This is a genomic window from Emticicia sp. TH156 (assembly GCF_002855535.1).
GTDB classification, from domain to species: Bacteria; Bacteroidota; Bacteroidia; order Cytophagales; family Spirosomataceae; genus Emticicia; species Emticicia fluvialis.
Genome location: NZ_PKRS01000004.1, coordinates 1 through 26138 on the forward strand (window position 1 = coordinate 1; position 26138 = coordinate 26138).

Below are 26138 nucleotides of genomic sequence, written 5' to 3' on the forward strand. Positions count from 1 at the left end.
TATGCAGAAATTATGAATTGCTTATGGAAACGGCAGAAGAAATAGTTAAAGTTTCTGCTATAAAACATTTATTGAATAAAATTTAAACAGGCTCTTAATGGTAGAAATTCTTTTTCTGCAAAGTTGAGAGGTATTTACTGTTGCTCTTTTTTTCATTTTTGTTAACACTGAAATATATTATTAAAAATGCAAATCTAATCACTTTCCTAAAGGAAACTAGTTCCCTGGGTGGAAATGATAGTCGTCAACACTTAAATTAAACTTAATTTTGCCTTGATAACCGAACGTAAATTATAAACATGGATTTCAGTGCATATAGTTCTTATTTTGAGAGCATCGTAAACAAAGAGGAACAAGACCAGGCAGCGCCTTACAACAAACCAGATTACTACGAATATACCAAATTGAATTGGGCGCGGATGTCGAGATGGTTTAAAACCCAGACCTTGTCGCCCCAATTTTTAGAAACCATTAAAAAAATTGATAAACCACAGCAATGGCTTTTGATTACTGAGCCCTGGTGTGGCGATGCAGCCCATAATGTACCGTTTATAATTATGGCTGCCCAAGCCAACCCATTGATATCGGTTAGCATTGAATTGCTGGATTCTGCTCCGCATAGTATAGATAATTATTTAACCAATGGTACGAAATCAATTCCGAAGCTGGTAATCAGAGACCAAAACGGTAATGACCTGGCAACCTGGGGGCCACGCCCAAAAGAATGCCAGGTAATTTACGCAAAGGCATCAGAAGAAAAATTACCTTTTCAGGAGCTGACAGTCAGGATTCATACCTGGTATAATGCCAATAAGGGAGTGGATGTACAGGAAGAATTAAGCGAGGTTATTTTGCAAACTATTTAGTGGCTGGTTTTAGAAATGAAAAGGGACTTCTGAAAAGGAAGTCTCTTTTTTTTGCCCGCCGGTGTTGATTAATAAAATAAGAATCCCAAATTTCTAAATTACTTTCTTATGAATACATCAACCAGATGGCATAGGCGAACAGCCTTTTTTTGGTTAAGCAACAGGTGTAAAAATCTTTTGCTGATGTTTTTTGTTGCTACAATTGAACGCCTCAAAAACAAACAAAATGAAAGAAACTACCGGATTATTGGATAAAATCAGGCATCATGATAAATTGACCATTGCCTTGAACGAGAACTGCGCTATTCCTTTGCCAGATGACGTAATGCATATTTTACGCCAACCTCACCGGCTTTCTTTTTACTATTTTCAGTATATGGAGAAGGGCTCAGCGACTTTCAAGACTGATTTAAACGAATTTACGATTAATGACGGTGAAATGGCTTTCGGGCTGCCTAATCAGATTTTCACCAAAGTGCCTTATGATATTAATATGCGGCAGTATGCGCTTTCTTTTGATGAGCAAACGCTCTCGCTACTGCCTGGTACTTACCCGTTTATGGTTAATCCACACAATGTTCATACTATTTCGTTTGATACTGCTACCCAATTGCGTGTAAAAAACCTACTGGCAGGTTTGTTTCAGCTATTACATTCACCAGGCCGACAAAGAAAAGCAGAGGTTATTCTGGCGCATTTGCATACGCTGCTAACAGAATTTAACACTGCTTACTTTGAGCAATACCAAAGTGAAGAACTCATTGCCGGCACAAAACTTGCCAAATACATAGCCTTTAAACTGGCAGTAGAAACCCGACTGACTGAACAACATGATGTACAAGGCATTGCCGACAAACTTGCTTTAACTTCAGGTACACTATACAGTATAGTAAAAGAATACGGAGGCGTTTCTCCTAAAGAGTGGATAACCAACCGCCTGATGCTTGAGGCACAGCGCAAGCTGCAATACACCCAAACCTCAGTAAAAGAACTGGCCTATGAGCTGGGGTTTAGCGACCCTCGTTACTTCTCACGCCTCTTCAAAAAGAGTACGGGCAAGAGTGTGAGCCGTTATCTTGCTGAGCGGCAGGATTTGTCCCACAATTAAGAAGATTTGTCCCCATTATCCGTTTTTTTGCCGACTACCTTTGTGCATCAACAAAAAAGAAAACAAAATGAAGTATGCATTAGTAACTGGAGCCAACAAAGGCATTGGCTTTGAAGTAGCCAGAATACTGGCCCAAAAAGGATTTTTCGTTTATTTAGGAAGCCGGAAAATAGAAAACGGATTGGCAGCGGCAGAAAAGCTAATAGCCGAAGGGCTCAAAAATGTTTCAGCCGTTCAACTTGATGTCACCAATCAATCATCTGTTGATACCGCCCGGAAAACAATTGGAGAAAGAACAGTCGCTTTGGATGTATTGGTGAACAACGCGGGTATTTCAGGCGAGTGGGAGCAGTCGGCTATTGGTTCTAAAGCGGAAGAATTTCAAAGAGTTTATGATACCAACGTATTTGGCGTGGTAAGAGTGACAGGTGCATTTATCGATCTTTTGAAAAAATCTCCCGAACCCCGGATTGTAAACGTAAGTACGGCTATGGCTTCGCTTTCAATAGCGGAAGATATTGGAAATGCGAATAACGCGAAAAGATATGCTGTATATCAGTCATCAAAAACGGCACTCAATATGTACACCTTGCAGTTGGCTTATGAACTTCGTGATACACCTTTTAAAGTAAACGCTGTTTGCCCGGGTTGGACACAAACAGATTTCACAGGGCATCAAGGAACCAGCACACCACAGGAAGCAGGGCAGCGCATTGCCAAATATGCACTGATTGGTGCGGATGGCCCAACGGCAAAATTCATCAGCGAAGAGTATTTTCCTGAACCTGCCAGTTGCCCCTGGTAAGTTGGCACAACTGTGTAATAAAAAACCTTCAAAACCATAATTTTGAAGGTTTTTTTATCAATAACCAAACTTGACACTATCTATACATAAATATGTATTACAATTTATGAAGACTATTTTCTATTAGCCTGATATAAATAGAAATACAACCAATGCAGATATGAGGATGTAAACAGTTATAAGATGACCGTAACATCCTCAATTTCATTTGTTTGAATTATATCAATATCACTGAGGGCTCACCGTACTTGAAGTGGAAACCTGCAGGATTGGTGTAACTGTCTGGTACTTGCGCATTGGCAACAGTTTCAACAAATTTAAGCTGATCTACCGGCTTTTCGAAAAGCATGATGATATCAGACCCGCCAAAGGCAAAATAGCCGAACTCTGTTCCTTTGTTAACGGTTTGTCCTAACAGATTACTATACATGTGCACTGAAGAAACCTGTGCCATACCAACGGGAATAGTGGCTACAGAGCCGATGCTGGCATCGCCGGTATCAATAATCACAACGCCACGGGCTTGTGTAAATTCATAACCGTCTGTTGAACTATCAGGTGCATCAAATTGGTCGCCGGTAATCTGTACGTCCAGATATACATTTCCTGCCAGTGCTGCAATGTAGGTTACTTTACCACTTACGGGCGTATGGAAACGGTGGTAATCAAACGGGCTCAGGAAGTAATGCACAAATGTGCCACCGTAAAACTGTTTGGACATTTGTACTACCTCTGGTCCGAGCAGGTCGCTTACATTGCCAATGGTGTGGGTTTGTTTCAATCTGAAAGTAGTAGGGTTACCATTAGTATCCAGCACATTGCCGTTTGCATCAATCTGATAGATAGCCTTGAAGGTACAATCAGCTGGTGATGTAACAATGGTATTGTCATTCGGATTGGCAACAGGCCTCATTGGTGAACCGTTCAGGGTATTGATGTTTAGCTGCCGATAAAAAAACGTGTTGAAAGATACCCAGTTAGGTTTGTCATTGATGTAGTCTTGTGCATTGTACATAGGGTCTGCTAAGAACGAAGCCAGCGTAGCATTAGTTAAGGATGCAGAAGTGTTGAGGAAGCTACCCCATTCATTGGCATATTTGTCTAGCCAGTCTGCAAAAGAAAAACTGTCATTGGTGTAACTCTGCAATGTCTTCTTGTTATAATCTGGTAGCGGTTGGTCAATTAGCCAGTAAAACTGACAAAGTCTGTCGAAAATCTGCTGACTGTAACCTAAAGGATTTGACCAGGGGCCGTGTAGTTCAGTAGATTCGCTTGGAAGCACCTGTTCAAAGTAAGTTAGGTAAGACAGATAATCATCGGAATTGGTTGGCCAGCCATTGTTTTTGTATAATGTATTTAAGGCATTAAATAAAGACGTATTTAAACTAGCCTGTGCAGATTGCTTTGCCAAATTGAGCGATTCATTCAGCAAATTTGTAAGTGTGGGGTCGTTACTCAATTGGTTTTGAAGCAGAGTAACAACAGGGGAGTAGTTTTGTGTTGTAATTGCCATTGTAGTCAACAGTTTTAGTTAATGTTAATTGTATTGAAAATTCTTACGGTTAAGATTTCTCTTAAGTGCTTTGATTGTGTCAGCGAGTAAATCTGAATGGAATGGAGCCTACAATCATCATCGTTCTGATTGGTACTTTGAGCTGACCTATATTTCTTGCGAATTCTACCGGAGTGCCATAATGATGTACATCTGCCAGAAACTGTGGCGCTGTTTTTCTTACGATGTCAATAAAATCTGTGGTTAGTCCCCATGTACCGGCAAAAGGAATAATATTGGCTCCATCCGACGCCGGGGTAGTTCCTTCATAGTAGTTCCAGGTCAATTGCGTTTTATATCCACCAGATACTGCCGGATATTCCACCTGAACAGTGGGTGCATAATTGTTAACCTCAATTTTAGTTTTCGGAAAAATGATGGTATTGTCCTCGTTAGGCCCCGGAACAAAAAACTCAATATATCCACCTTTCGGAATTTTGTCGCACTGAAGGCCAATGTTTAAAATACCACCTTCAGGTGGGCCATCAATTGGTGCAGTGCCTGTAAGAGTGGGTTTGGTTGCATCTACGGCTATGGTGTTTTTCCATCCGATATTAGGGTTTGAAATTATAAATTTACCCAAATCAGATACCTTTCCTATGCTATGCAAATCGGGTGGTATGTTTTGTTGCGGGCCATTTTTTGCCCAGGCAACCAGACAATAATTGTATTTTGTGGGGGGTGTCCAGCCAAAGGGAGGAATTGTACCCTGTAAGCCCAGATTATCCGTGCGTGCCGGAGCCACAAAAGATGCCCAGTTCTGGTATTCTCCTGCATACATAAATTCACGGTATTTCCAGTTCTGAGGCCACAGCATAACAGAACTATCTGCATAATACATATAAATAGTTGTTTTTTGTGGTACTGTTTGGGGATTGACGCCACGTACATACACCCAATTGTTCATCTCAGGTGACTGTCTATAGCCAATGGGGAGTCCTTTGTTGTAATTATCTGCATTTAAGATAGTTTTGGGGTCTGCCAATGGAGTAGGACCTGAACAAATAATATCAGGCGAATTGGTCCAACTGGTGCCTTTAGAGCCGTCAATGGTTTCGCCTACGTAATCTCTGATAAAAAATCCGTCGTAACTCATAATAAAATTGTTTTATGTAGTATCAGTTAATAAATAAATTCACGGCAAAAGAGTAAATCACATCAAAAGAGATGGAATAAAATTTGAAACTACTGTTTACTCTTTCAATCTTTAAAAACCGGTCTCTTTCATTCTGAAAATCAAAAATCCTGAGACCGATTTATTTTTGTTTTCCTACCTTGTCAATTTGAAAGGCACTGAGCCAATTACCATAATAGTTTTTATCTTTGTTTCTACATTTCTACCCTTGGCTTGAAATTCTACTGGTGAGCCATAATGATGAACATCTATCAGGTGCTGGGGGGCAATTTGGCGCACCTCATCTATAAAGCTGGATGTTAAACCCCAGGTGGCAACTAAAGGTATAACGTTAGACCCTGCCGGGGCAGGTGTGGCACCCTGGTAGTATGTCCAGTTCATTTGTGTAACAAAACCACCTGGCATAGACGGATAGGTAACCTGAAATGTTGGAGCGTAGTTTGAAGCGAGAATCTTTGTTTTTGGAAGAATAATTGTATTGTCAGCATCCGGGCCAGGTACCGAGAACTCAATGTAGCCATCTGTTGGCAGTTTATCGCATTGTAAACCAATACTTAATACGCCACCTGAAGAAGGCCCGATGATAGAAGCCACACCCTGAATGGTAGGTACGGTTGCATCTACTTCTGTGGTGTTTTTCCAACCTACATTCGGGTGTGTCAGTATAAAATTAGCCATATCTGGCACACTGCCAATACTGCCCAGGTCTGGGGGTGTAAGTTGGTCATCACCATTATTAGCCCATGCAACCAGACAATAATGCGTATTATTGCGCGGGGGTGTCCAGCCAAAGGGAGAAATTGTTCCTTGTATTCCCTGATTATCGGTGGAAGCAGGCGCATTAAGTGTTACCCAGTTTTGCTGTTTGCCGCCGTAAACTATTCCGGTTGACATCCAGTTCTGAGGCCAAAGCACAATGGATGTATCAACGTAATACAAAAATACTGTTGAGGTTTGCGGAACTGATTGCGGGTTAACACCCCTTACATATACCCAATTGTTGGTTAAAGGTGTCTGATTGTTAAGCTGTGGCAAGCCTTTGTTATAATAATCTGCATTGGTAATAACGCTGGGGTCTTGCAGAGGCGTGGTACCCGGGCAAATAATATCGGGCGAGTTTGTCCAGCTTGTGCCTTTAGGGCCATCTATTGTTTCGCCAACATAGTCTCTGATAAAAAATCCGTCGTAGCTCATGTTTATGTAATTTTAAGGTGATTGATTAACTTTTTTAGCTAATTTGATTTATTACTGCCAGGTTATTGCTATTGAATCCTGTCAGGTAAATAGATGACCCATTTGGAAGAATGGCAATTCCGGTAGGATACTGTAGATTTTGCTGCCAGGTAAGTGTCTGGATAATACGTAAAGTGGTAGTACTGATAATTCGGACACCTGCCGTATTTGCATCTGTAACAAACAACCGGGTACTATCAGGAGAAACTACCGCCTGCTGAAAATTGGTTAGTATTGCATAAGAAGATGGCATTTGGGTTTCTATTGACGTAAGGTCGCTAATATTTACACTTGCAATAGAGGTTTTCATGTTCTGCTGCATAACCACGTATAGCTTACTGTTATCTGGCGACACAGCCATTGTCTTTGTAAGAATAGATAGGCTTATCTGGGTAGTTGTCAATTGATAAACCTGGTTTGAATCTTGTATCAATGTCCAGATTTTCTTGTCTAAAGAACTGAGAACAAAAGCGTGTGTGCCATCAGGTGTGTTCTGCAATAGAACACTATTTGATGTTGAAACATTTTTAAATACAAATACATCTGTATTTACATTGTACGTCGCATTTTTTTCGTTGCAGGTAAAAGCAATAAAACTGTAATTGCCAGCTGAATCTTTAGCAACTGTATAAAGATTTTTACCATCGGCAGACATACTCAACTCAACAGGATATCTGCTTACATCACCTTCACCAGCAGGAATAGTTATTGAACCTTTTACATTGAAGGTTCCGGTTTCCATGATTTTTATTTCTGTACTTGACTTCTCAATTACATACATCAGGCCAACTGAAGCAACCGGAGAAACCACACAATCAACGATTGAGTCGTCTTCAAGGCGTGTAGATATTGCGCCTGAGGCGGTTTCATAAATATACAAACCCTTTGTAAAATCAGGTTTATTGCTATTAAAAAGCACATTATGCCATGCTACCAGTTTTTTGCCATCGGCGGTAGCAATTACATTGGTTGGTTGTTTACCTATACCTACCGGGGTGTTACGTAATTGATAGTTTATCAGATTAAATGTAGTAACACTTTTATCTGAGTTGGCAATGTAAGCCGCTGTGTTATCATAAGCCATTGAAATAGCAAGCGGATTTGAACCTGTCTTGATAGACGCATCAATTACGCTGCAACTTCCGGTTCCTTTGCTGCAACTGATAAGCGAGGCATTGCCTGATGAATAATTAATAACAAAGGCATAGGCTCTGTCTGTTGTAGTTACAATTCTTATTGGAGAGTTGTTTACAGATAGAGACTGTCTGGGCGAGGTGCCGTCGTCATCATAATCAACAACCATTACCTGATTGGTAGCATAACAGGCAACAAGCAGAGTTTTGCCGTTTTCGTCGGCCACTGCCACATCAACCGGGTTCTGCGGCAGGTTGTTAATGCTCCGGCTATTCATAAAGGCGTCATTTACCGTGCTGTAAGCTATTACGCAAATACTGTTGTCGCCTTTGATAGCCACATACACGTTTGTGCCTGAGGGGTCTACTGCAATACCCATTGGCGACTGATAAGTTTCAATGGTCTGTTTTATTGAAAACTGGTCGGTGCCTTTGTTTTCAATTACTATAAAATTGCCTTTACCTTCAAGATCTGTTGTTACAAAGATGTATTTGTCGTCGCCAGAAATGGCAATTCGTGCCGGGGTTCCGGCTATTTTGATAGATGACAACTTTGAAAACGAGTAATTTCCGGTTGATGGGTCTCTCAATATTTTAATAATGTTTACAGCACCAGCCTTGTTATTCAATACAAAGAGATAAGAACCACTGTGAGCGAAAACCTGATCGATAGGGGTTCCATCAGTGCTTAATGCGGTTGCATTCTCAGTATAATCGAGTGAATTAAGAAAATGAACTTTTTTATTGTCAATATCTAATGCAGCAAGAAACTCAGCAGAAGGTGAAGCGACCACAGAGCTGGATTTGAATGAAAGCGAATCAGACTGCGGGTTTACTTTGAATGACTGAATAAGCACATTTCTTAACAAAGTATAGGGGTTTTCTTCATTCTGAGGAATCAACGACCACATACCCGGCGTGGTTATACTTTTGATTTGCGTACTGGTTTTTGGCACACTCTCTTTGCTTCCTGTTACATCATTTACCAGCAGTACCGAATCATTGGTATCTACGTCCCAAAAAAACTTGGTGTCATGCGGGTAATTGTTGTAATAGATATTTTTAGGAGTAACTTTAAACGAGTTGATGACAGGCAGCACATCGGCAGTGGTGGTTTTTGTTGCCTGATTGGCCGTAGTGGCCGCACCATTAGCTACCAAGGTAATGACGGTAGACTTTTTGAGGGTTGCCTTAAAACTGTTTTTATTGGTTACATCCTGATAAAACGGCATCAGCATTAAAGACTGGTAATCTTTTGCATTCCACGAAATAGTAACACTGGCTTCTCCATTTTTGATAACCGACGGATTGGGTGTTATTGTCAGATTATTAATGACTACATGAGGTATTTTGGTGAGTGTCATGTAGTAAGAGCCATCGTTAAAACCAGGTACATTCTGATATTGTACATACATGAGCGTTGAACCCGGTTGAAAACTGGTCATAATTTCAGTTATATAAAAAGAAACTATGGCTCCGGCTCCTGTACCTACAATTTCAGCATTAACTGGTGGCTGCAAAATCCAGCATGGGTTCTGGGCATCTGTATTGGGGGTAATGCTCCAGTCAGAGGCATTTTCGCCCTGCGCAACTACAATGTTATCGCGTGCCGATTGGGGCGTAGTAAGGGCGCCATAGCCTGGTGCCGATGGTGCATATACGAAACTAACTGTAAAAGTAGTTTGTGGCCCTGCTTTTACAACTACCGGATTAGACCCCGGCTTAAACGCAAATGTAATGTTGTTATCTACCTGTGGATAATCGCGAACGGTGTTAACAATTATGGCTGGCGTAGTAATTACGCAATCAATGGCATCGTGCAGGTCTTTTTTGTCGTCGGGGGCGGCCTGTAAAAGCACTTTAAAGAACGATAGCTGCGCCATATTGCCAATAGTAATAGGGCTTACTCTGTAATAAGACACTGATAAGTTAACGTTGGGCGATGAAGGCGGTGTTGGCAAAACCAGATTATCTATTTTGATTTCTACCGTTTCTGAACCCTGATCCAGCCTAATATCTTTGGTTGATACCAGACCAATAATGCTGTTCGGATAAAGGGCGTAGTCCCAATCGGAAGCAGAACAAACAATTTTGCAAAAATCAGCTTCGGGAATCTGCAAAGTACTCAGGTCCAGATAAAGTATTGAACCAGTGGCCGTTGGGGCGTCTGTAGGCGGTACCAACTGACCCGAACTGAAAACCGTGTTATCTTTATTGGTTTTAATACTGAAAACCAACTTGTTTACTGTGGGGTCTGTAGTTACATAAATGGTGTTATCCTGCCCCGGATTACTTAGGGAGAAAGACAACTGCGGAAATGTCTGAGTGTCTTGCATTGTTGTTTTGTTTAAAATTGTTAATTGAAAGAATAGTGATAAATAATAGATTTATTTTGCTAAGCTCAGCTCAGTGTAATAAGTACGGCATCAAGGCCATCGTTTACACCGGCAACGTTCAGGTACTCAAAGTACATTTGTACCTGCCCGGTCTGATTGGTGGTTTTAACATTGCTGAGTGTTATTTTAAATGTTTCTTTAGGGTTTAAAACCAGCTCTTCTGTTGGGTTGGCCACCCAGAAATTTCCGTAACGGGTGTCGTTCAGAAGCCTGAATGCCCAGCCTTCAGCTGAAAACTGTATATCAGGAACCTCTTTCTGGCTAACTAACTGACCCAAATGTATGTAAATGGCAGATGCCACATTTTTTGGTAAAGACGCAGGTTTAAAAATAATTTCAAGCGGTTTCCGGTTACTGACAGCCAGGTAAAAAGTATTAACGGCATTGGCTATGCCCAAAGGCTGGCCTTTGTCATTCAGTAATTCAAAGTGCAGCAACTCCGGGGTAAGTTTCAGCCATCCTTCCCTGATGGTCTGCGGGGTGTAGGCGGCAATGGCTTCACCACCCACATAACTAATTTCGGGCGTTACTTCCCATACAGGCTTTTGTTCAAATACGGCTTCTTCCACCCACGACCACTGGTAACCTTCTTCTTCCGGTACCGGCATATTGAAACCTGTTACGCCTTTAAGAACCGGAGTGGTTAAAAAGGTCATTTCCAGAACATTGAGGGTATCTGAATACAGGTTTGACGGTATATCTATTACCTTCGTTGGTAAAATTCCCATAGTTGCATGAACCGCGGCACGGGGGTCAAACAACATCAGCACGTATCGGGCATCGGCAGATACATCATACGGAACAGGGGAGTCTGGCCCTGGTGAAGCCTTTAGCGTAATAGTATCTTCAACCGGTTTTACTACACCGCTGGTTCCGGCAGATGCTGCGCCTTCTGTATAAAAAGTTGAAAAGTTAAAAGAGTCTGCCGTATCAAGAAAATATCCAATCAATCCGTCATTTACCTGGTTCAGATCGCCAAGAATAACAGGAAACCTGACATCAGTAAACTGGTTATCGGTACGGTACTCACCACTGGTAAGGGTGGCCCAGCTTTGATTCAGAACCGGGCTGCTGTTTAGTTCCAGGCGGAGCATGGCCTCGCCGAGTGCAATGGGTCTGCCAATCAGTACGGCCAGGTCTGCACTTTGTGCATAATTGCTGGGGTCTATAAAATTATGCATGTTATCAACGGCCTTCCAGAAATTTGAGAAAAACTCCGGCCCGTTGTTATATAGCGCCACTGCGAAATCGCGGAGATTAGGATTCTGTAAGGCAAAAACCTGCTCGATTGACTGGTTAATAGTGGCATTATTACCGGGAGCCGACTGCCAGACCATGGCCGTCTGGTTTCCGTTCATACCCAGTGTACCCATTGAACGGCCCTGCTGGTCATAAATAAACAAGCTGCCATTGAGATGGTTGGGGAGTATCCAACCGCAAATAGGAGTAGTGGCCGGATGCGCATTCATTTCCTGAATCTGGTTTCCGATAGCCGACATCCATCTGAAAAGCAATCTGGATGGTTGCGCCAGAGCCGGTGGCATATACACTATATTGGGCACCACCTGTGTTTTATAAATAGTTGTGAGTTGTTCTGATGTAATGCTTCTGGTAATGTTTACTGTTCTTTTCTGCCCGAAAACATCTATCAGGCTGAGGCTGAATTCAAAGAAACCCGCCCTGACAGGATTATAACTGCCATTAGGCACAGGCGATACAGCATTGGCTTTGCCAGCTATTTGTGCAACCGCCTGCGTAATAGAGTAATATGGATTTTGAGGCGTAACATTAATATTGAGCTGCATACTTTGCTGCATCATGCCCAGCAGGCTATTAAAACCACTGAAAGCATTAGAGGCGTAGATGCCTGTTTGCAAGGCATCGGCAATTTGCTGCAAGGTCTGGTTTGGGTAAACTTCCAGATACTGTTCGAGCTGTTCATAAAAAGTCTCTGCGGCGCTGGTACTTATAATAGCCGAGCTACGATATTGCTGAGCTGTTGAAAAATCAATAGTTGCAGGGTTTACAGCACCTTTATACACCACGCTTCCGCCATTGTTTTGTGCAATAGTATAATTGGCTGTAAAAAGGTCGGTTGTGTAATTGTAGAGTTGCCCGTTGCGTTCGGTAACTTCTAAAGGGGCAAACCTGACACTCCATTCAGTAAAAACAGGAAACCACGGGTTGCTATGCCACCAGTAAACCTCAAGGGCAGCAGGTACCACCCCGCTAAAAGTGTAAACCTGCTGAGGCTGCCCATTTAAAGCCAGATTGAGTGCTGCCTCCAGATTACTTGCCGGAACACCCGTAATACCCGAAACCAGATTGGTATTCAACAAAAGCGATTCGAGCAATAAACTATTGGTGGCAGCAGGATACGGCAGGTTATTAGGCGAGGGCAAACCTGCACTACTGAACTGGCCGGCTGTAACTGTAATGTTGTTTACCACAATGGCACTTATGATTTGCGCAACTGTGCGGCATTTCAGATAACCAGAATCATCATAATTAGCTACAATTGACTTACCCCGCACGGCGTTTGTCATATTGGCAGGAATAACAAGCATTACGGGTTCATTAGGCTGCCAGTAGCGTGCAGGCGAGGTTTCCTTCAGCTGCAAGGTGTTATCAATAGTAGATATTAACTCATTAACGTAAGCCGTTTGCTCGTTTAATTGAGTAGCCAGTAGATTACTGGTTGCCTGGATAGATGGCCAGGTATTGCCAATGCTGTTATAAATTAGCTGAAAAAGGGTATTTTGCAGGTTGGCATCTTTGGTGTTAACCATGCGGTACCAGTCAGCAAATAACTGCCATTGAAAACCCAGCGTGTAACGCTCATAGAAATCAACCTGCTGCTGATAAACATTCAGGGTATCTAATGCTTCGGCCAATGGCAAAGGAAATGCTACATCAGGCTCATCGGGTGAATCTTTGGCCGGGCGCGTTATCTGATAAACGGTGCCTGTGCTGATACTGGCAAAAGTTTTCTGGTGCAGTACTTCGTTCAGCTGGGCAAGCTGGTCGGTCTTTAATTGCATAAATTCGCTCAGCAAGCCATTCTGAAAAGCATTCAGCAGGGTTTCAAAAAATGGTGTATCGGGGTGGAGCAGGTCTTTGAAATAAGCGGCAAAACACTCTGGCGGCGTATTTCCGATTGCTAAAACCGCATCTACAGGCTTCTGATTGGGCTGGTCTACCACGTACTTCTGGTATGGTGTGTAAGAAATATTCTGGATGATGCCACTATATAACGAGTAAGTGGAAGTTTCATCAGGGCCATCGTACGTCCAGTTATAATCATTATTTATTTGTTCACGGGTTTTACCGTCATGCAGCGGGTCGTTGATAGTGTTGCTAAACCAGCCGGTTACTTCATACATGAGGTCAACGGGTGGGTCATTAGGGCCTATTTTTAAATCAGACAGGGTATCCTGAAAACCAAACAAACTACGGCTGTTGGGGTAAAAAGCTGCAAATGAGGAGTCGCCGCTTGAAACAGCCGACAAATCCTGCCCGGTGAGTTCTCTGAAATAACTATTATTGGCGGGGTCTGTCCACTCGCTGTCAAAAACTTTATACATTCCTACATATTTATAGTCCTGGTCGGTAGGGTTGATTTTTTTTACAGGCAGGGTTACGGCCAGCTGCCCGGTAGGAAGTGTATTGCTCAGTGAGTCGCTCTGAATTATCCATGAGCTGCGAACGGGCCCGTTTTTGGTAATAAGTAAGCGGCTGATAAGCCATCTGTTTGGCACCGCTCCGAACAAAAGGCTGCCCGATGGACTATTGGCGCCCTGAGTAAGCGCTTCGGGCAGGTTCCAGTGCAGGTGTACACCAGTTGTTAACTGCTGCCACGGAGCAGCAGACAGCGCTCTTACCACATTGGTGCCAACATAGGCGTTATTATTGCCCGACTGGTTGGTAAAAACCGTGGTGGCGCCTGCAAATGTGCTGGTACCTGATTTATCGTTCTGATCAATTATACCCACACAAAGCGCGGCTATATCTACCGGAACAACCAATCCTGAATCAATTGTATCTTTTGTTTGCATTTCCTCTTCATTATTTTTTGAGAAATTCAACTTTCACTACACCTTTTATCAGTTCAAGTGCATATTCGGCCGAGGTAAAATTCTTTATATTCTGGCTGTAAGGCGGGCTGTTAAGCATTTGCTGAATTGCATCTGCTGCTTTTTTCACCTGAAGGGTCTGGTTGTCAGACCGAAGCGTTACCGGGCAATAAGCGCCAGGTATCTGGCTGCCGGGGTCGGTTCCGTTTACTGTCCTCAAGGTTGTAGCCCATGTACCGTCATGCCTCACCAGGCCTTCATGGAGGGCTTCAGGTGGTTCATGAATGGCAACCATCTGTACAACGCCATCAAAAATGCAGATAAGGGTATCTGAAGAAAGGGCCTCCATTCTGAGTTTCTGAACCTCACTGGTGCCTTCTTTGTCGCTGTAACCGTTTATTTCCAGTCCCGGCCAGCCACCCACCACTGCTGACCGCAGCAGGAAACCCGTAATTACACCACTTGCATTGCGGTACGACAATAGTTTTTGTTTACGGGGTCTGGCCATAGTGGCTCTGTGTTTTACAGGCCCCATTAACTTTTTCAATCTGGCTAAATCGTTTTTATGGTCGGCGGTTGACGATCTGCCAATGCTAAATGCTCCATCCAGCAGGCATTCAATCCAGTTGTTATCCATATAAAAAAACCGCATCGACTCAGGAGGTAACATCCGTTCATCAGGAACCAGATAATTAAACGGTACGCCTTTAAGCAAAGCAAGCTGGCTAAGCCATATTACCACGTTTTCGGGCAGGGGGGCTGCATTAGCCTTTAAAAGGCTTGTATTTCTTGCGGCCATTAAGCCATCAAAAGCTGTAATGGTATGGTATTTTTCCTGTATAATGCGTTGCTCTTCAATAATTGATTGTTGAGCTGTCTCGCTTTTTTTCCAGTTATAAAGCGATGTTGAAAAAGCCTTGTTCTGCAATGCCATTAGTTGGCCAATCTGCCAGGCACCACCATAAGACACATCAAACATACCCGTTTCCGGATTATACCTGTTAATGGCGTCAGATGTAGTGTAGGGTAATTGAACGGTTTCCGGTATATAATAAGGTACAAGGGGGCATCTGTACCATGAAACCGTATTGCCGGGGTGCCGGAGTACCTGTGTCATGGCGGTGTAACCCATATTAAAGGCATTATGCACCAGTATCTGGGCATCATTGGTAGTCATGTTTCCATTCGCCTGGTGATTCAGTGCGCTTTGCACTTCGGTGTCTGAGGGTACCGGCCCATCAAAGGGGTATTGCAAGGTGGTAAGCCCAATTTCTCCTGCCGGGTTTTTATTCAGGTTTTCAAGCAACTGTTCAAAGTTTTCGTCGCTATTATTGGCTGTAAAATGCCATGAACTATACGTAAGAAGCCTTATGAATTTGTTTCCGGCAGGAATATGCCCATTTCCGTTTTCATCAGGCAAAAAACTGCCCATGTTCTCGAGCGAAACCAGAAATACGTAACTTGTGAGTCCATCAACCGGAATCCGGTTACCGACAACTATGGCATAAAGCGCCTCATCCAACAATTTGTTATCCGTTTTATCAATGGTTTCGGTATCACGGATATGTGCCAGATAGGGGAGGTCGGCCGCAGAAGGAGCCACAGTATTAAAAGTTTCAGCGGGTATATCAATATAATTAATCTGGTCTTCGGGGGTTTCGCCGTAGTCTAAGGTGCTCATACCCGGGTACGACAATATTCCCGCAGGCATTGCACCTGTGCCGGTAATACCCGGCGACCCTTCAACGGTTATGGTTGTACCCAGCGGCACCAGGTCTTTTGCCGTGCCTTTTTTTATTTCCGGCACCTGGTCGCGGTTAAAAAGTAATAAAGCCAGCCAGGGTGCGCTTTGTTCGGCCATTAGAGAGGTTCGCTCCCAGGGTAAAGTACGCCTGTTAAAAATCATCAGCGGGAACACACCTGAAAATTCACCATTAGCCAGATTAGGCGGAAAGACCGAATTAATATCGTTAGGGTTAAGGGTAAAACGTTGGCCGGTTACAGCAAATTTTCTGGAAGTGCGGTACGGAGCGCCAGTATTGAGATTCACGGCCTGCTCAAGCTCAATGGTGTACTCACCCGATTTGAGTGGCGGAATATCATACTGTATAAAGATTACCTTTTTATCGACGTCGCAGGTATCAGACCCCAGCATTGCAGGTGCCTTATTTGCCTCAGCTACAGGTGTTGTTTCTCTGGGTTTATTTGCTTTTGCCATGTCTAAAGTTGTTTTTCTTCTCCAAGTAAGCGCATTTCGGGTTCAGCCAGCAGATAATTGGTAGCAGGGTCAGCCAGTTCTTTTACGTTTATGTTGGCATCTACCGTTAGCCCGTTGTTTATAATAGCCTGTACCAGCAGCGTTCGGTTATCAATGGCCCGTGGTGTCATTATGGTGTTCTCCACGGTGTCTCCTTCAAATTCATCATTTGTAGGTACATAAGGGGCTGCCCACGAAAAATACTGAAACTCAGGTGCAAGCGTGTATTGCAAATTAACGAGTTCAATAGGCAGGGTATGGTCTGGCGGTTTAATGTAAGGGGCAATTACAAAACCCGTCAGCACGTCATCAAGGGTAGTATCCTGCACGGGGTTACCCAGTATGGGGTTGCCTTGCGAGTCAAATGCTACTGGTTGCCACAATGACTTGGCCACCTTGCCCAGTGTTCTGGTTGCTTTAAAGGTACTGTCTTCTTTACTGGTTATGGTAATTTTATGCGTTGAGCTCAGGTTAGCCTGTGGTGTGCCGGTAGGCCTGATACCAAAATTGGTGTTCTGTGCCACACTGGCATTTGGCGCATCTGTATCTAACGTAATATTTGAACTGAGCGACCAGTCTTTTGACGGAATAACCGCCTGAGTACTGAGTTCAAAATTTTCTGCATTCACAATCCAGTTCAGTTCTCCTTCTTTATCACTTAACTGAGATATAAGGCCGTTGCTGATTACAATTTTGCATACATCAGGGTCTGGCGGGGTATCTGCATTAGAAGCAGCAAGGGCTTTTGGGGTATCGCTACTTTTTTGCGGAAGCATATCTTTAGCGAAAGAGTCCCACGAAATGGTTTTTTGTTTGACCTGATTTTTAGCGCCAAAAGCGATAGTAAACGATATAATGGCCACTTTGACTTTTGCAACACCCGAAAACTCCGGCCCCCAGATATGCAGGCTGGCACCTACATGAATGGTTACGCTCAGGGTTGTAAACCAGAGGTCAATTTTAAAACTGGCACCAATACTCACAGCAGCGCTGATGTCATAATAGAAAGGCTTCCACATAATTAGGAAGTCGGCCTGTACACTAAACCATGCTTTTATGCCGCCACTTTGCCACACGGCCTCCATATAGCCACCGGCCATTGCTGCGTTTGAAGTTAGTGCAAAGTATTCGCCACCTTTAATGCTCAATTCATTGGTTACTTTCCAGTTCATGCCTAAACGGGGCACAACCGGATAATAATCCGGAACCAAATAGTTTGGATTATACCCCCCAAGTGTTACCACAAATTCGCCAAAGTGCGGGCCGCTTGTCCAGAGGTAAAAAGCAAATCCACCCGTCAGGTGGCAGTCTTTAGACAAAACATACGAACTGTTTGTCAATTGCCCTTGTACGGCTATCAGACCGGTTTCTGTTGAAAACGATGCCGCAAGCGCCAGTTCTGCATAAACTATAATGGGTAGCTTTGAGCCTTTCGTGCCTGCGCCGGGAGGCAGAATCAGTTTTGACAAGCCGAGCAGAGATATCTCGAATTTTGTTCCGAATGCGATGCTGAGCATGGCATAAGAATCAAGAATTTCGAAACTTGTAAACCTTACCCCGGCAGTTAGCCAGTTATTGCCAGCCAGTGGCGCCACTATTCCATCGGTAATCAGAGTCTGCATTACATCATTTACCTGCTTGGCTATATTGCCGTTGGGGTTGGCAGATGGTGGGTTGTTCATACCCATTGCCCATTGTACAAACGGGAAAGTAGCTACCCCGTTGATACCCGGCAACACCAGGCTTCGGTTGAAACCAAAACCGGCTGATAAACCAGTAACAAACAAATATGGTGGCCCGCCAATGGGGTAATTAAGCACCGCATAAACAAATAAAGACGGGTGATTGTCAACCTCGGTATAACCGCCAATGGCGCCAATGGTAAGTGTTTTTGTTTTAATAAATAGCTGGCCAACCAGATCAACAGGCTCAAAGCTACCCATAAGGCCACCGCTGATTAATAAAGGGCCGCTCTGGAATGTTACGCTTATGCCACTGATGGTGAAAGAAACATTAAAATTGCTGATGGGCAGGCTTACACCAAAGCCATCAAGGGCTATTGTCAGGCCACCGGCTGTAGCCGCACAGTTAACCAGCACATAAATATCAGGTTCTTTGTAGGCCAGACCGATTTTCTCAAAGTACAGCGGGCCAAAATTCTTTTGCAGGTTAAACCAGAACGTTTTAGAGCCGCCGTTGTCTGAACTAACGGTTTGCATAACGGAATAACGCCCTTTGGCGTCAAGCTCTGTTAGTGTATCATGATACACCGCCAGTTGCTCAATGGCCGATACCTCTTCGCTGTTGTCGGCGCCGAGTGAGATTGGTATTTTGGTTCCGCCTATGTTAATTTCCATAGAAAACGCAACCAGATTAATCATTCCTTTTTCTGGTACGTTCGGAAACTTGAGGTCTCCCGGAGCATATTTATTAATAATTTTATTGATGAGTGCAGCATTTTCTTTGCTGATAGGATTAGAGGCAATATCGACATGAATGGCCTCAACGGCTAAAATACCTTCGCTTATAAACGTGATTTTATCTATAATAGGCAGGTTTGAAAGGTCAATAACCGAATCGGTGGCCATGCCGTAATAGAAAATCCACTTTTTGGTGGTTTTGTCTTTTATGGCTGCAAATGCCGAGTTACCATATACGGCCGAGGCTGCTTCAAGCACAAATAAAGGCTGGCTCTGTGCGCTGTCATAAACAAAGGCAGCCGCTTTAAGAGAAATGTCCAGTTCAGGCGGAATAGGCGGCACGAGGCTTCCAAGGCCTAACATATCAGCAATCGAATTAATACCCAGCGGTGTGCCTTTGTTAAGCCATTGAGCAGCAAAAGCAGTATCAGCAGCCGTTTTTGAGAATATCAGTGTGTAAACCTGTTCTTTGTAAGTTACTACGCCCTTTGCTTCCACATCTGTATTGTAAGCATTTGCGGTAGCAGATTTGATGGCAGACAGGCTTACTTCAATATCAACACCCGGATTATCAGCCATTGGGATATGTCCGATACAATCAAAGGTAAAGTCTCCTGAGCTGGTGTTGTATGTTACTTTTAACTTCTTAAGTGTGATTTCTGATATAAACTTAGGATACCAGGTTATACCGAAGGTATCAAGTAATTCGGCTATCAGTTCTCCAATTGGCAGGTTATCCACTTCGCCTGTCATGTCTACGCCTTCACCTTCTTTATACACGGCTGATAGCAAAACCGTGGCTGAACCAACCGTAAAATGAGCGTAAAGACTCCCGAAACCAGTCATTTTATCCTTTAATGGGTCGAAATTGGCACCCATTTCAAATGAAGCGTTATCCAGACTGACTTTTCCGGCAATGGGCAAAGGCTTTGTAATGGCGAGCCTGAAATTATATCCGCCTTCATCAGTATAATACACCAGTGAAAGTGTACTGATTTCAACATCCGGGAAATTCTGTGGCAGCGGTATTTTCAGAAAGTTGAAAACCTTTGTCAGTTCTGCAGGTCTGTCAGGCTGTAGCTGGGCAAAAACAACCTTGTCGGGAAACTGGCCGCCCACCTGAAAGGGGAATCCTTCAAAAAGCGTCATATTAGCCAGTAAAGTGGCCTGAAAATAGTTTTCTGACGTCAGCGGATGAAAGACCTCATAGTCGAAAACGATGTTTTCAACCACAAACAAATCGCCAAAGAATGACCAGTTAGCTGCATACTGGAGTTTTATTCTAATAAAGGCCACCGTTTGTTTGGATGGATTGAAGCTCAGCTGAAAATCTTTCAGAGAAAAATTATTGAGCTGGGCTGCCACTTCTGCCGGCAGAATAGTAGTAATGGCATTGTTGCCGCCTATGGCATACAGGAAATCATGCGTAAGGTCTCCTAACTGTTCAAAGCTGCCTGAAAGCGTCCAGTCGCCATCAAAAGTGGGAATGGTCATAGACACCGGGAAATACAAGGGTTTAGGCGACCCAGCCACAATATCGCAGGCAAAAACCAACGTAATTACACTGAGTTCTTCATCCGGGCTCAGGGTTCCTTTCAAATGCGTAAAACCGAATGAAAGGCCTGAAACTAATTGCCAGGTTACACTTTCCGGCAGATTCAGATTAAGAGTGAGCAACAGATTATCGCCCGGCTCGGTAAATGTAAACACAAGGTCGGTATCAGGCTGCCCCATCAGTAGAGCCCGTCCGCTTAACGAGGGGCTATCGCCGTCGGCCACTACTGCAGTTACCTTTACATCTATTGTGCTTGTACCCGGTAACATACTGAAAAGCTTGTTAACCAGGGAAGCATCAAACATACTGGAAGAAACGGGCGTTTTTTCTCCGGGCTGAATTGGCTGCAGCCATAGCTTTACATCGTTGAGATTCTTGATGGTATCTGCCATAACCTTGAGTATAAATTAGTTGACCTGATTCGGAAAATTATAAAATGCCGAGTTGTTGTAAGCCAGCGGCAAAGGTGTCTGGTCGCCAACCCGCACATTTCCCCGGTTGGCAAGCGTTGCAGGCAAAGCCCTGATATGTGTACCTTCGGCGGTTGAAATTTCAATTCCGCCTGTTGCAACATCACCCCAACCCGCATTCTGATAATTTGCAACAGCAGCCGGCACCGGGAAACCATATACGTAGGCCAAACCACCCGCCGTTGGGCGCATGCCATAGGAATAAAATACCCTGCCTGCTCCCGCATAGGCGCCTATCTGGGCTGGAAGATTGGCCGATGCCCCATGTGCATTTGAGCCATGATGGGCTGCCTCAATGCCACTAAGTTGAAGAAAAGGGCCTCCGTTTACATTATCAAAATTGGCGTCGCCAGTCATTAAAACCTGGGTTGCTACGGCAGCTGTAGTTGGTAGCTGCATAAATACCAGCATGGCAATACCTGTATTATTTAATAAAGCAGCCGGAGGAGTGCCAGGCGCTGGCGTGCATCTGCAAATGGCATAACCAGGTAATATAACGAATGGCGCCCCTGGGTACAGAATCAAAAAGGGGAGAGTGTTAGCAAAATTGAGTGTCGCACCTCCGATAGGCTGATTGGGGGCAATCCAGACAAGACCCTGCATATTGGCCACGCGCCCAAGCCGCCAGTGGTCCCAATCCCAATGAGATATAACTATATACAGGTCATTTGCCGTATTCTGTACGATAGGCCCCTGATAAGCAGGTGTACCAAAACGCATATTGGCAGGCAGGCTACCCAGATAAAACCAGAGCGGATAACCGAGGTCGAAATATACATAAGGTTCTACGGCACTATCAAAAAGCAGGTTACAATTACCCTGGCCGATATCCATAGCTCCGATGCTTGTAACCGGAGCAGTGTAGGTAAGTATTCTTGAATCAGATTCGGTTCTGGGTCTTTTAATTCCTTGTTTCTTTTTGTAGACATAGTACCTTTCACAAAGTGCCTTTTGTATTTTTTTTGAGGCCTTAACTTTAGGCACCTCCTTTAATTTGAGTTGAACATCCGGAATGTAATCAATGGGTGGCTCAGGTACTACCAGTAGATCGGCAGAAATCAGTTCATAATTTCCATACGACATGTTCGGATTATCGGGGTTTACATCTATATCCGGATTATACAACAAGCCATTAATTGCTCCGCTATCTTTTTTTTCCAGTTTTATCAGATACCACGATGCTTCAGCTACATTATCGGCATCTTTTACACCTAAAACCGTAAATAACGGTTCAGAATATACGAAAGTTGGATTAAATATGCTGGCAGGCACCGGTGGGGCGCTGTATTTAATTACATCACTACCATTCTTCAACACATTGTAGGTGTATTTTTCTGGTTGAACCTCAAACATGACTGACCAGGTACCCGTGCTTTCATCGAAATCTGCTTTTGATAAAAAAGCATAATACATACCGTTATCTGAAAGCGGTTGGTTGAAAGATTCGCCCTGATTGCCGATGTTGCCAAAGAGCGCGCTGTATAAATCGTTTGGTTTATTAGTATCTGCCATAGTATTAAACAGTTTGATAGACCCTGATTATGCTATATCCGGGTAATTATTATGCCAGATGCACAGGTTTTTACCATCGCAACTTAAGGCATGGACGTAAAAAAGAATTCAGGCTAAAACACCCCGATATTACCGGCGCTTTCGCTTAAATCTGTTCTTAGAATAATTTGTGGTTTTTGGGGAGCTTTTAATGCACGGGATTGACTGCCAGGCTACTATATATAGCATACCTGCAATGCTAATAGTTAGAAAGTTATCAGTTTTCATGGTATGTCCTGAGCAAAAGTGATTAAATCGGCTTTGATTTCTTAACAAAGTGAATTAATTTACTTGAAAAATACAAGATACATTTATTTAACGGTTTTGTTTTATTTTTAAACGGTAGCAGCTTTTATGAAAATAGATTCCGTAAAACAAATTTATCTGTACATCATTATTTGAAAACGGCTGAATTAGATGCTCTGAGGGGCAAAAGACGAACTATGAGGCCAGATTATCCTTGTGCTGAAAAAACAGCTTATAATTTTGGATTAATCTGCTGCCTTGTTTAGCTTTGCAGACCCAAGAGGCGATGTGGTGGAATTGGTAGACACGCTACTTTGAGGGGGTAGTGGGCGTTAGCCTGTGCGAGTTCGAATCTCGCCATCGTCACAATCAAGATTTAAGTTTAAGTTGAACATTTGTTATTTGAAAAGCCTTTCCGGATTGAGAAGGGCTTTTTTACTTTATGCTTAGCTTATTTTTTGGCATTTTCACTTTTTTTTGAAAATAAATTATTATCTTTGCACTTTATTCATTTTATTAAAAATCTAAGTTAACATCTGATGTATTTAACTACGGAGAAAAAGGAAGAAATCTTCTCAGCGAAGGGCTTCCAGAAAAAAGCAACTGACACCGGTTCAGCCGAGTCTCAGATTGCATTATTTACTTATCGTATCGCTCATCTTACAGAACACCTTAAATCACACAAACATGACTACTCTACCAGAGCCGGTTTGTTGAAATTGGTTGGTAAACGTCGTCGTTTGCTTGATTATTTGTATAAGAAAGATATCGCCCGTTACAGAGCAATTATTGCTGAACTAGGCATCCGTAAGTAATTTTTTTCAATCAGAGAATGATACGTCATTCTCTGATTGTCTTTTTAGATAGTAACTTCAATTACATACATATCTATTCAGGGCTTTGCCGTAAGGTGGCAGGGTCGTTGAAATATCCCCGCGGAATTCGGATAGAAAATTGCCACGTCGAAAGCGGAAACGTGGTTTAATACCATCAAAAAAATAATGTTTAACATTCACTCAAAGACCATCGAAATGCCTGATGGCAAAGTGATTAGCCTTGAAACAGGAAAACTAGCAAGACAAGCAGACGGTTCAGTTGTAGTAAGATCAGGCAACGCCATGTTGCTGGCCACAGTAGTAGGTGCCAAAGAACACAAAGAAGGTACCGATTTTTTACCGCTCTCTGTAGACTACCAGGAGAAATTCGGTTCGGCCGGCAAAATACCCGGAAGTTTCCAACGCCGCGAAGGTCGTTTATCTGATAACGAAATTCTTATCAGCCGTTTAATTGACCGCGCTTTGCGCCCTATCTTCCCTGAAGACTACCACGCCGAAGTGCAGGTAAATGTAATCCTGATATCTGCCGACCCTCAGGTACAACCAGATGCGCTGGCAGCCCTGGCAGCCGCAGCAGCCATTGCCGTATCTGACTTACCGTTTAACGGACCCATCTCTGAAGTACGCGTTGCCAAAGTAGACGGCCAGTACGTAATCAACCCTACATCTAACGAAATTGCAAAGGCTTCTATTGATTTAATAGTTGCCGGTACACATGACAACATCATAATGGTGGAAGGCGAAGCTGACCAGTGTACCGAAGAAGAAATGATTGAAGCCATTCGCGAAGCGCACGCTGCCATTAAAGTGCAGGTAACAGCCTTAAAAGAGTTTGAAGCAGAAGTAGGCAAAACAGTAAAAAGAGAATATAATCATGAAGTACATGATACCGAGTTGAAAGACCGCATGTACAAAGAATTATATGATAAAGTATATGCCGTGTGCCAGTTGGGCAGCAACCAGAAAGACGTAAGAAAAGAGAAGTTCGGAGCCATTCTGGATGAGTTTCTGGCTACGCTGACTGAAGAAGAACTGGCAGAAAAGAAATCACTTGCCAAGACCTATTACGGCGATATTCAGTACTATGCCTCAAGGAATCTGGTATTAGACGAACGCAAAAGGCTGGATGGCCGTCAGCTTGACGAAATCCGCCCGATATTGTGTGAAGTAGACTACCTGCCATCGGCACATGGTGCAGCCTTGTTTACACGTGGCGAAACCCAATCTTTAACCACCGCTACACTTGGTACCAAACTGGATGAAATGATTGTAGACCAGGTTATGACCTCCGGCTACAGCAAATTCTTCCTGCACTACAACTTCCCTGGTTTCTCAACCGGAGAGGTAAAACCAAACAGAGGACCCGGACGCCGCGAAATCGGTCATGGGAATCTGGCCATGCGCTCGTTAAAGAAAATCCTTCCTCCTGAATCTGAAAACCCATATACCATTCGTGTAGTATCAGATATCCTTGAATCAAACGGTTCGTCGTCAATGGCTACTGTTTGCGCGGGTTGTCTGGCTCTGATGGATGCCGGTGTGCCCATCAAAGCGCCAATCTCAGGTATTGCCATGGGTTTAATTACCAATAATGAAACCGGAAAATGGGCTGTATTGTCTGACATTCTGGGTGACGAAGACCACCTGGGCGATATGGACTTTAAAGTTACCGGTACTGAAGACGGTATCACTGCCTGCCAGATGGATATCAAAATCGGCGGTTTGTCTTTTGAAGTGCTGGAACAGGCTTTGATGCAGGCCAAACAAGGCCGTATTCATATTCTTGGTAAAATGAAAGAAGCCATTGAAGCGCCAAGACCAGACCTGAAACCTCATGCACCACGTGCCTTCACCATCGTTATCGACAAAGAATTTATCGGTGCAGTTATTGGGCCAGGTGGTAAAATTGTGCAGGAGATACAGAGAGAATCGGGTGCAACTATCACCATTGAAGAAAAAGACGGAAAAGGTTATGTTTCTATTTTCTCTTCGAACGGCGAAAGTATGGAAAAAGCCAAAAGACGTGTAAACGGTATTGTGGCGCAACCGGAAGTAGGAGCAGTATATGACGCCAAAGTGAAGTCTATTCAGCCATTTGGTGCATTTGTTGAGTTCTTACCAGGTAAAGAAGGCTTATTGCACATTTCGGAGATATCGTGGGAGCGCCTGCCAAGCATGGACGGCGTTTTAGAAATAGGAGAGGAACTGCAGGTAAAATTACTTGAAGTTGACCCTAAAACGGGTAAATTCAGACTTTCAAGAAAAGTGCTTCTTCCGAAACCGGCACCTAAACAATAATCAGCCGATTATTACTTAAATAATGAACAATTGATGGCGTACAGGCGGCTTTTAATAAAGCGAACTGATACTACAAATAAATTGTTCATTATTATAAGCATACGATTAAAAATTAACGTTAATAAAGAAATTAGTTTTGGGAGACCCATTGATTATTATCTGTTAGTATTCAGTACTCTTAAAAACACTTCATAAAACTGTTCA

13 protein-coding genes and 1 tRNA gene are annotated in these 26138 nt (G+C 43.4%); 6 read left to right on the forward strand and 8 right to left on the reverse strand.

The features are described from left to right. Positions 1-299 precede the first annotated feature (299 nt). The 3 genes from C0V77_RS08615 (at position 300) to C0V77_RS08625 (ending at position 2779) form a co-directional block, all read left to right on the forward strand. Positions 300-866 (forward strand): thioredoxin family protein, encoded by a 567-nt coding sequence (locus tag C0V77_RS08615; protein ID WP_101725959.1) that lies wholly within the window; start codon positions 300-302, stop codon positions 864-866. Positions 867-1092: 226 nt separating this feature from the next. Continuing rightward, positions 1093-1974, forward strand: a complete 882-nt coding sequence (locus C0V77_RS08620) for an AraC family transcriptional regulator (protein WP_101725960.1) — start codon at positions 1093-1095, stop codon at positions 1972-1974. Positions 1975-2041: 67 nt separating this feature from the next. Next, entirely contained in the window at positions 2042-2779 is a 738-nt protein-coding gene (locus C0V77_RS08625) for an SDR family oxidoreductase (RefSeq protein ID WP_101725961.1), read from the forward strand. A gap of 217 nt (positions 2780-2996) precedes the next feature. Here C0V77_RS08625 and C0V77_RS08630 read toward each other — a convergent pair whose 3' ends face one another. From C0V77_RS08630 to C0V77_RS08665, 8 genes are all read right to left on the reverse strand, one after another. After that, the gene (locus C0V77_RS08630) at positions 2997-4292 is read right to left on the reverse strand and encodes a phosphatidylserine decarboxylase (RefSeq protein WP_101725962.1); all 1296 of its coding nucleotides are present in this window, start codon (positions 4290-4292) and stop codon (positions 2997-2999) included. A gap of 79 nt (positions 4293-4371) precedes the next feature. Then, on the reverse strand, positions 4372-5427 hold the full coding sequence (locus C0V77_RS08635) for a hypothetical protein (RefSeq protein ID WP_101725963.1): 1056 nt from the start codon (positions 5425-5427) through the stop codon (positions 4372-4374). 174 nt (positions 5428-5601) lie between these two features. Further along, positions 5602-6660, reverse strand: a complete 1059-nt coding sequence (locus C0V77_RS08640; protein ID WP_101725964.1) for a hypothetical protein — start codon at positions 6658-6660, stop codon at positions 5602-5604. Positions 6661-6694: 34 nt separating this feature from the next. Beyond that, positions 6695-10168 carry a beta-propeller fold lactonase family protein gene (locus C0V77_RS08645; protein WP_101725965.1) on the reverse strand — a complete coding sequence of 1158 codons (3474 nt, stop codon included), beginning with the start codon at positions 10166-10168 and terminating at the stop codon, positions 6695-6697. 65 nt (positions 10169-10233) lie between these two features. Next, positions 10234-14283: a hypothetical protein gene (locus C0V77_RS08650; protein WP_143706038.1), complete on the reverse strand. Its 4050-nt coding sequence runs from the start codon at positions 14281-14283 to the stop codon at positions 10234-10236. 10 nt (positions 14284-14293) lie between these two features. Further along, a complete protein-coding gene (locus C0V77_RS08655) occupies positions 14294-16519 on the reverse strand; it encodes a hypothetical protein (RefSeq protein ID WP_101725967.1) in 2226 nt (741 codons plus the stop codon). 2 nt (positions 16520-16521) lie between these two features. After that, positions 16522-20925 (reverse strand): DUF6603 domain-containing protein, encoded by a 4404-nt coding sequence (locus tag C0V77_RS08660; RefSeq protein WP_101725968.1) that lies wholly within the window; start codon positions 20923-20925, stop codon positions 16522-16524. 15 nt (positions 20926-20940) lie between these two features. Beyond that, a complete protein-coding gene (locus C0V77_RS08665) occupies positions 20941-22515 on the reverse strand; it encodes a hypothetical protein (protein ID WP_101725969.1) in 1575 nt (524 codons plus the stop codon). 567 nt (positions 22516-23082) lie between these two features. Here C0V77_RS08665 and C0V77_RS08670 point away from each other — a divergent pair. The 3 genes from C0V77_RS08670 to pnp all read left to right on the forward strand — a co-directional run bounded on the left by C0V77_RS08670 (position 23083) and on the right by pnp (position 25934). Further along, positions 23083-23166: transfer RNA gene (locus C0V77_RS08670), tRNA-Leu, on the forward strand. Between the two features lie 173 nt (positions 23167-23339). After that, positions 23340-23615 (forward strand): 30S ribosomal protein S15, encoded by a 276-nt coding sequence (gene rpsO, locus C0V77_RS08675; protein WP_101725970.1) that lies wholly within the window; start codon positions 23340-23342, stop codon positions 23613-23615. Between the two features lie 186 nt (positions 23616-23801). Next, a complete protein-coding gene (pnp, locus tag C0V77_RS08680; RefSeq protein WP_101725971.1) occupies positions 23802-25934 on the forward strand; it encodes a polyribonucleotide nucleotidyltransferase in 2133 nt (710 codons plus the stop codon). The last annotated feature ends 204 nt before the right edge of the window (positions 25935-26138 follow it).

Coding starts and splice junctions, on each gene's coding strand:
- C0V77_RS08615 (WP_101725959.1), top strand. CDS start 300: ATGGATTTCAGTGCATATAGTTCTTATTTTGAGAGCATCGTAAACAAA.
- C0V77_RS08620 (WP_101725960.1), top strand. CDS start 1,093: ATGAAAGAAACTACCGGATTATTGGATAAAATCAGGCATCATGATAAA.
- C0V77_RS08625 (WP_101725961.1), top strand. CDS start 2,042: ATGAAGTATGCATTAGTAACTGGAGCCAACAAAGGCATTGGCTTTGAA.
- C0V77_RS08630 (WP_101725962.1), bottom strand. CDS start 4,292: ATGGCAATTACAACACAAAACTACTCCCCTGTTGTTACTCTGCTTCAA.
- C0V77_RS08635 (WP_101725963.1), bottom strand. CDS start 5,427: ATGAGTTACGACGGATTTTTTATCAGAGATTACGTAGGCGAAACCATT.
- C0V77_RS08640 (WP_101725964.1), bottom strand. CDS start 6,660: ATGAGCTACGACGGATTTTTTATCAGAGACTATGTTGGCGAAACAATA.
- C0V77_RS08645 (WP_101725965.1), bottom strand. CDS start 10,168: ATGCAAGACACTCAGACATTTCCGCAGTTGTCTTTCTCCCTAAGTAAT.
- C0V77_RS08650 (WP_143706038.1), bottom strand. CDS start 14,283: ATGCAAACAAAAGATACAATTGATTCAGGATTGGTTGTTCCGGTAGAT.
- C0V77_RS08655 (WP_101725967.1), bottom strand. CDS start 16,519: ATGGCAAAAGCAAATAAACCCAGAGAAACAACACCTGTAGCTGAGGCA.
- C0V77_RS08660 (WP_101725968.1), bottom strand. CDS start 20,925: ATGGCAGATACCATCAAGAATCTCAACGATGTAAAGCTATGGCTGCAG.
- C0V77_RS08665 (WP_101725969.1), bottom strand. CDS start 22,515: ATGGCAGATACTAATAAACCAAACGATTTATACAGCGCGCTCTTTGGC.
- rpsO (WP_101725970.1), top strand. CDS start 23,340: ATGTATTTAACTACGGAGAAAAAGGAAGAAATCTTCTCAGCGAAGGGC.
- pnp (WP_101725971.1), top strand. CDS start 23,802: ATGTTTAACATTCACTCAAAGACCATCGAAATGCCTGATGGCAAAGTG.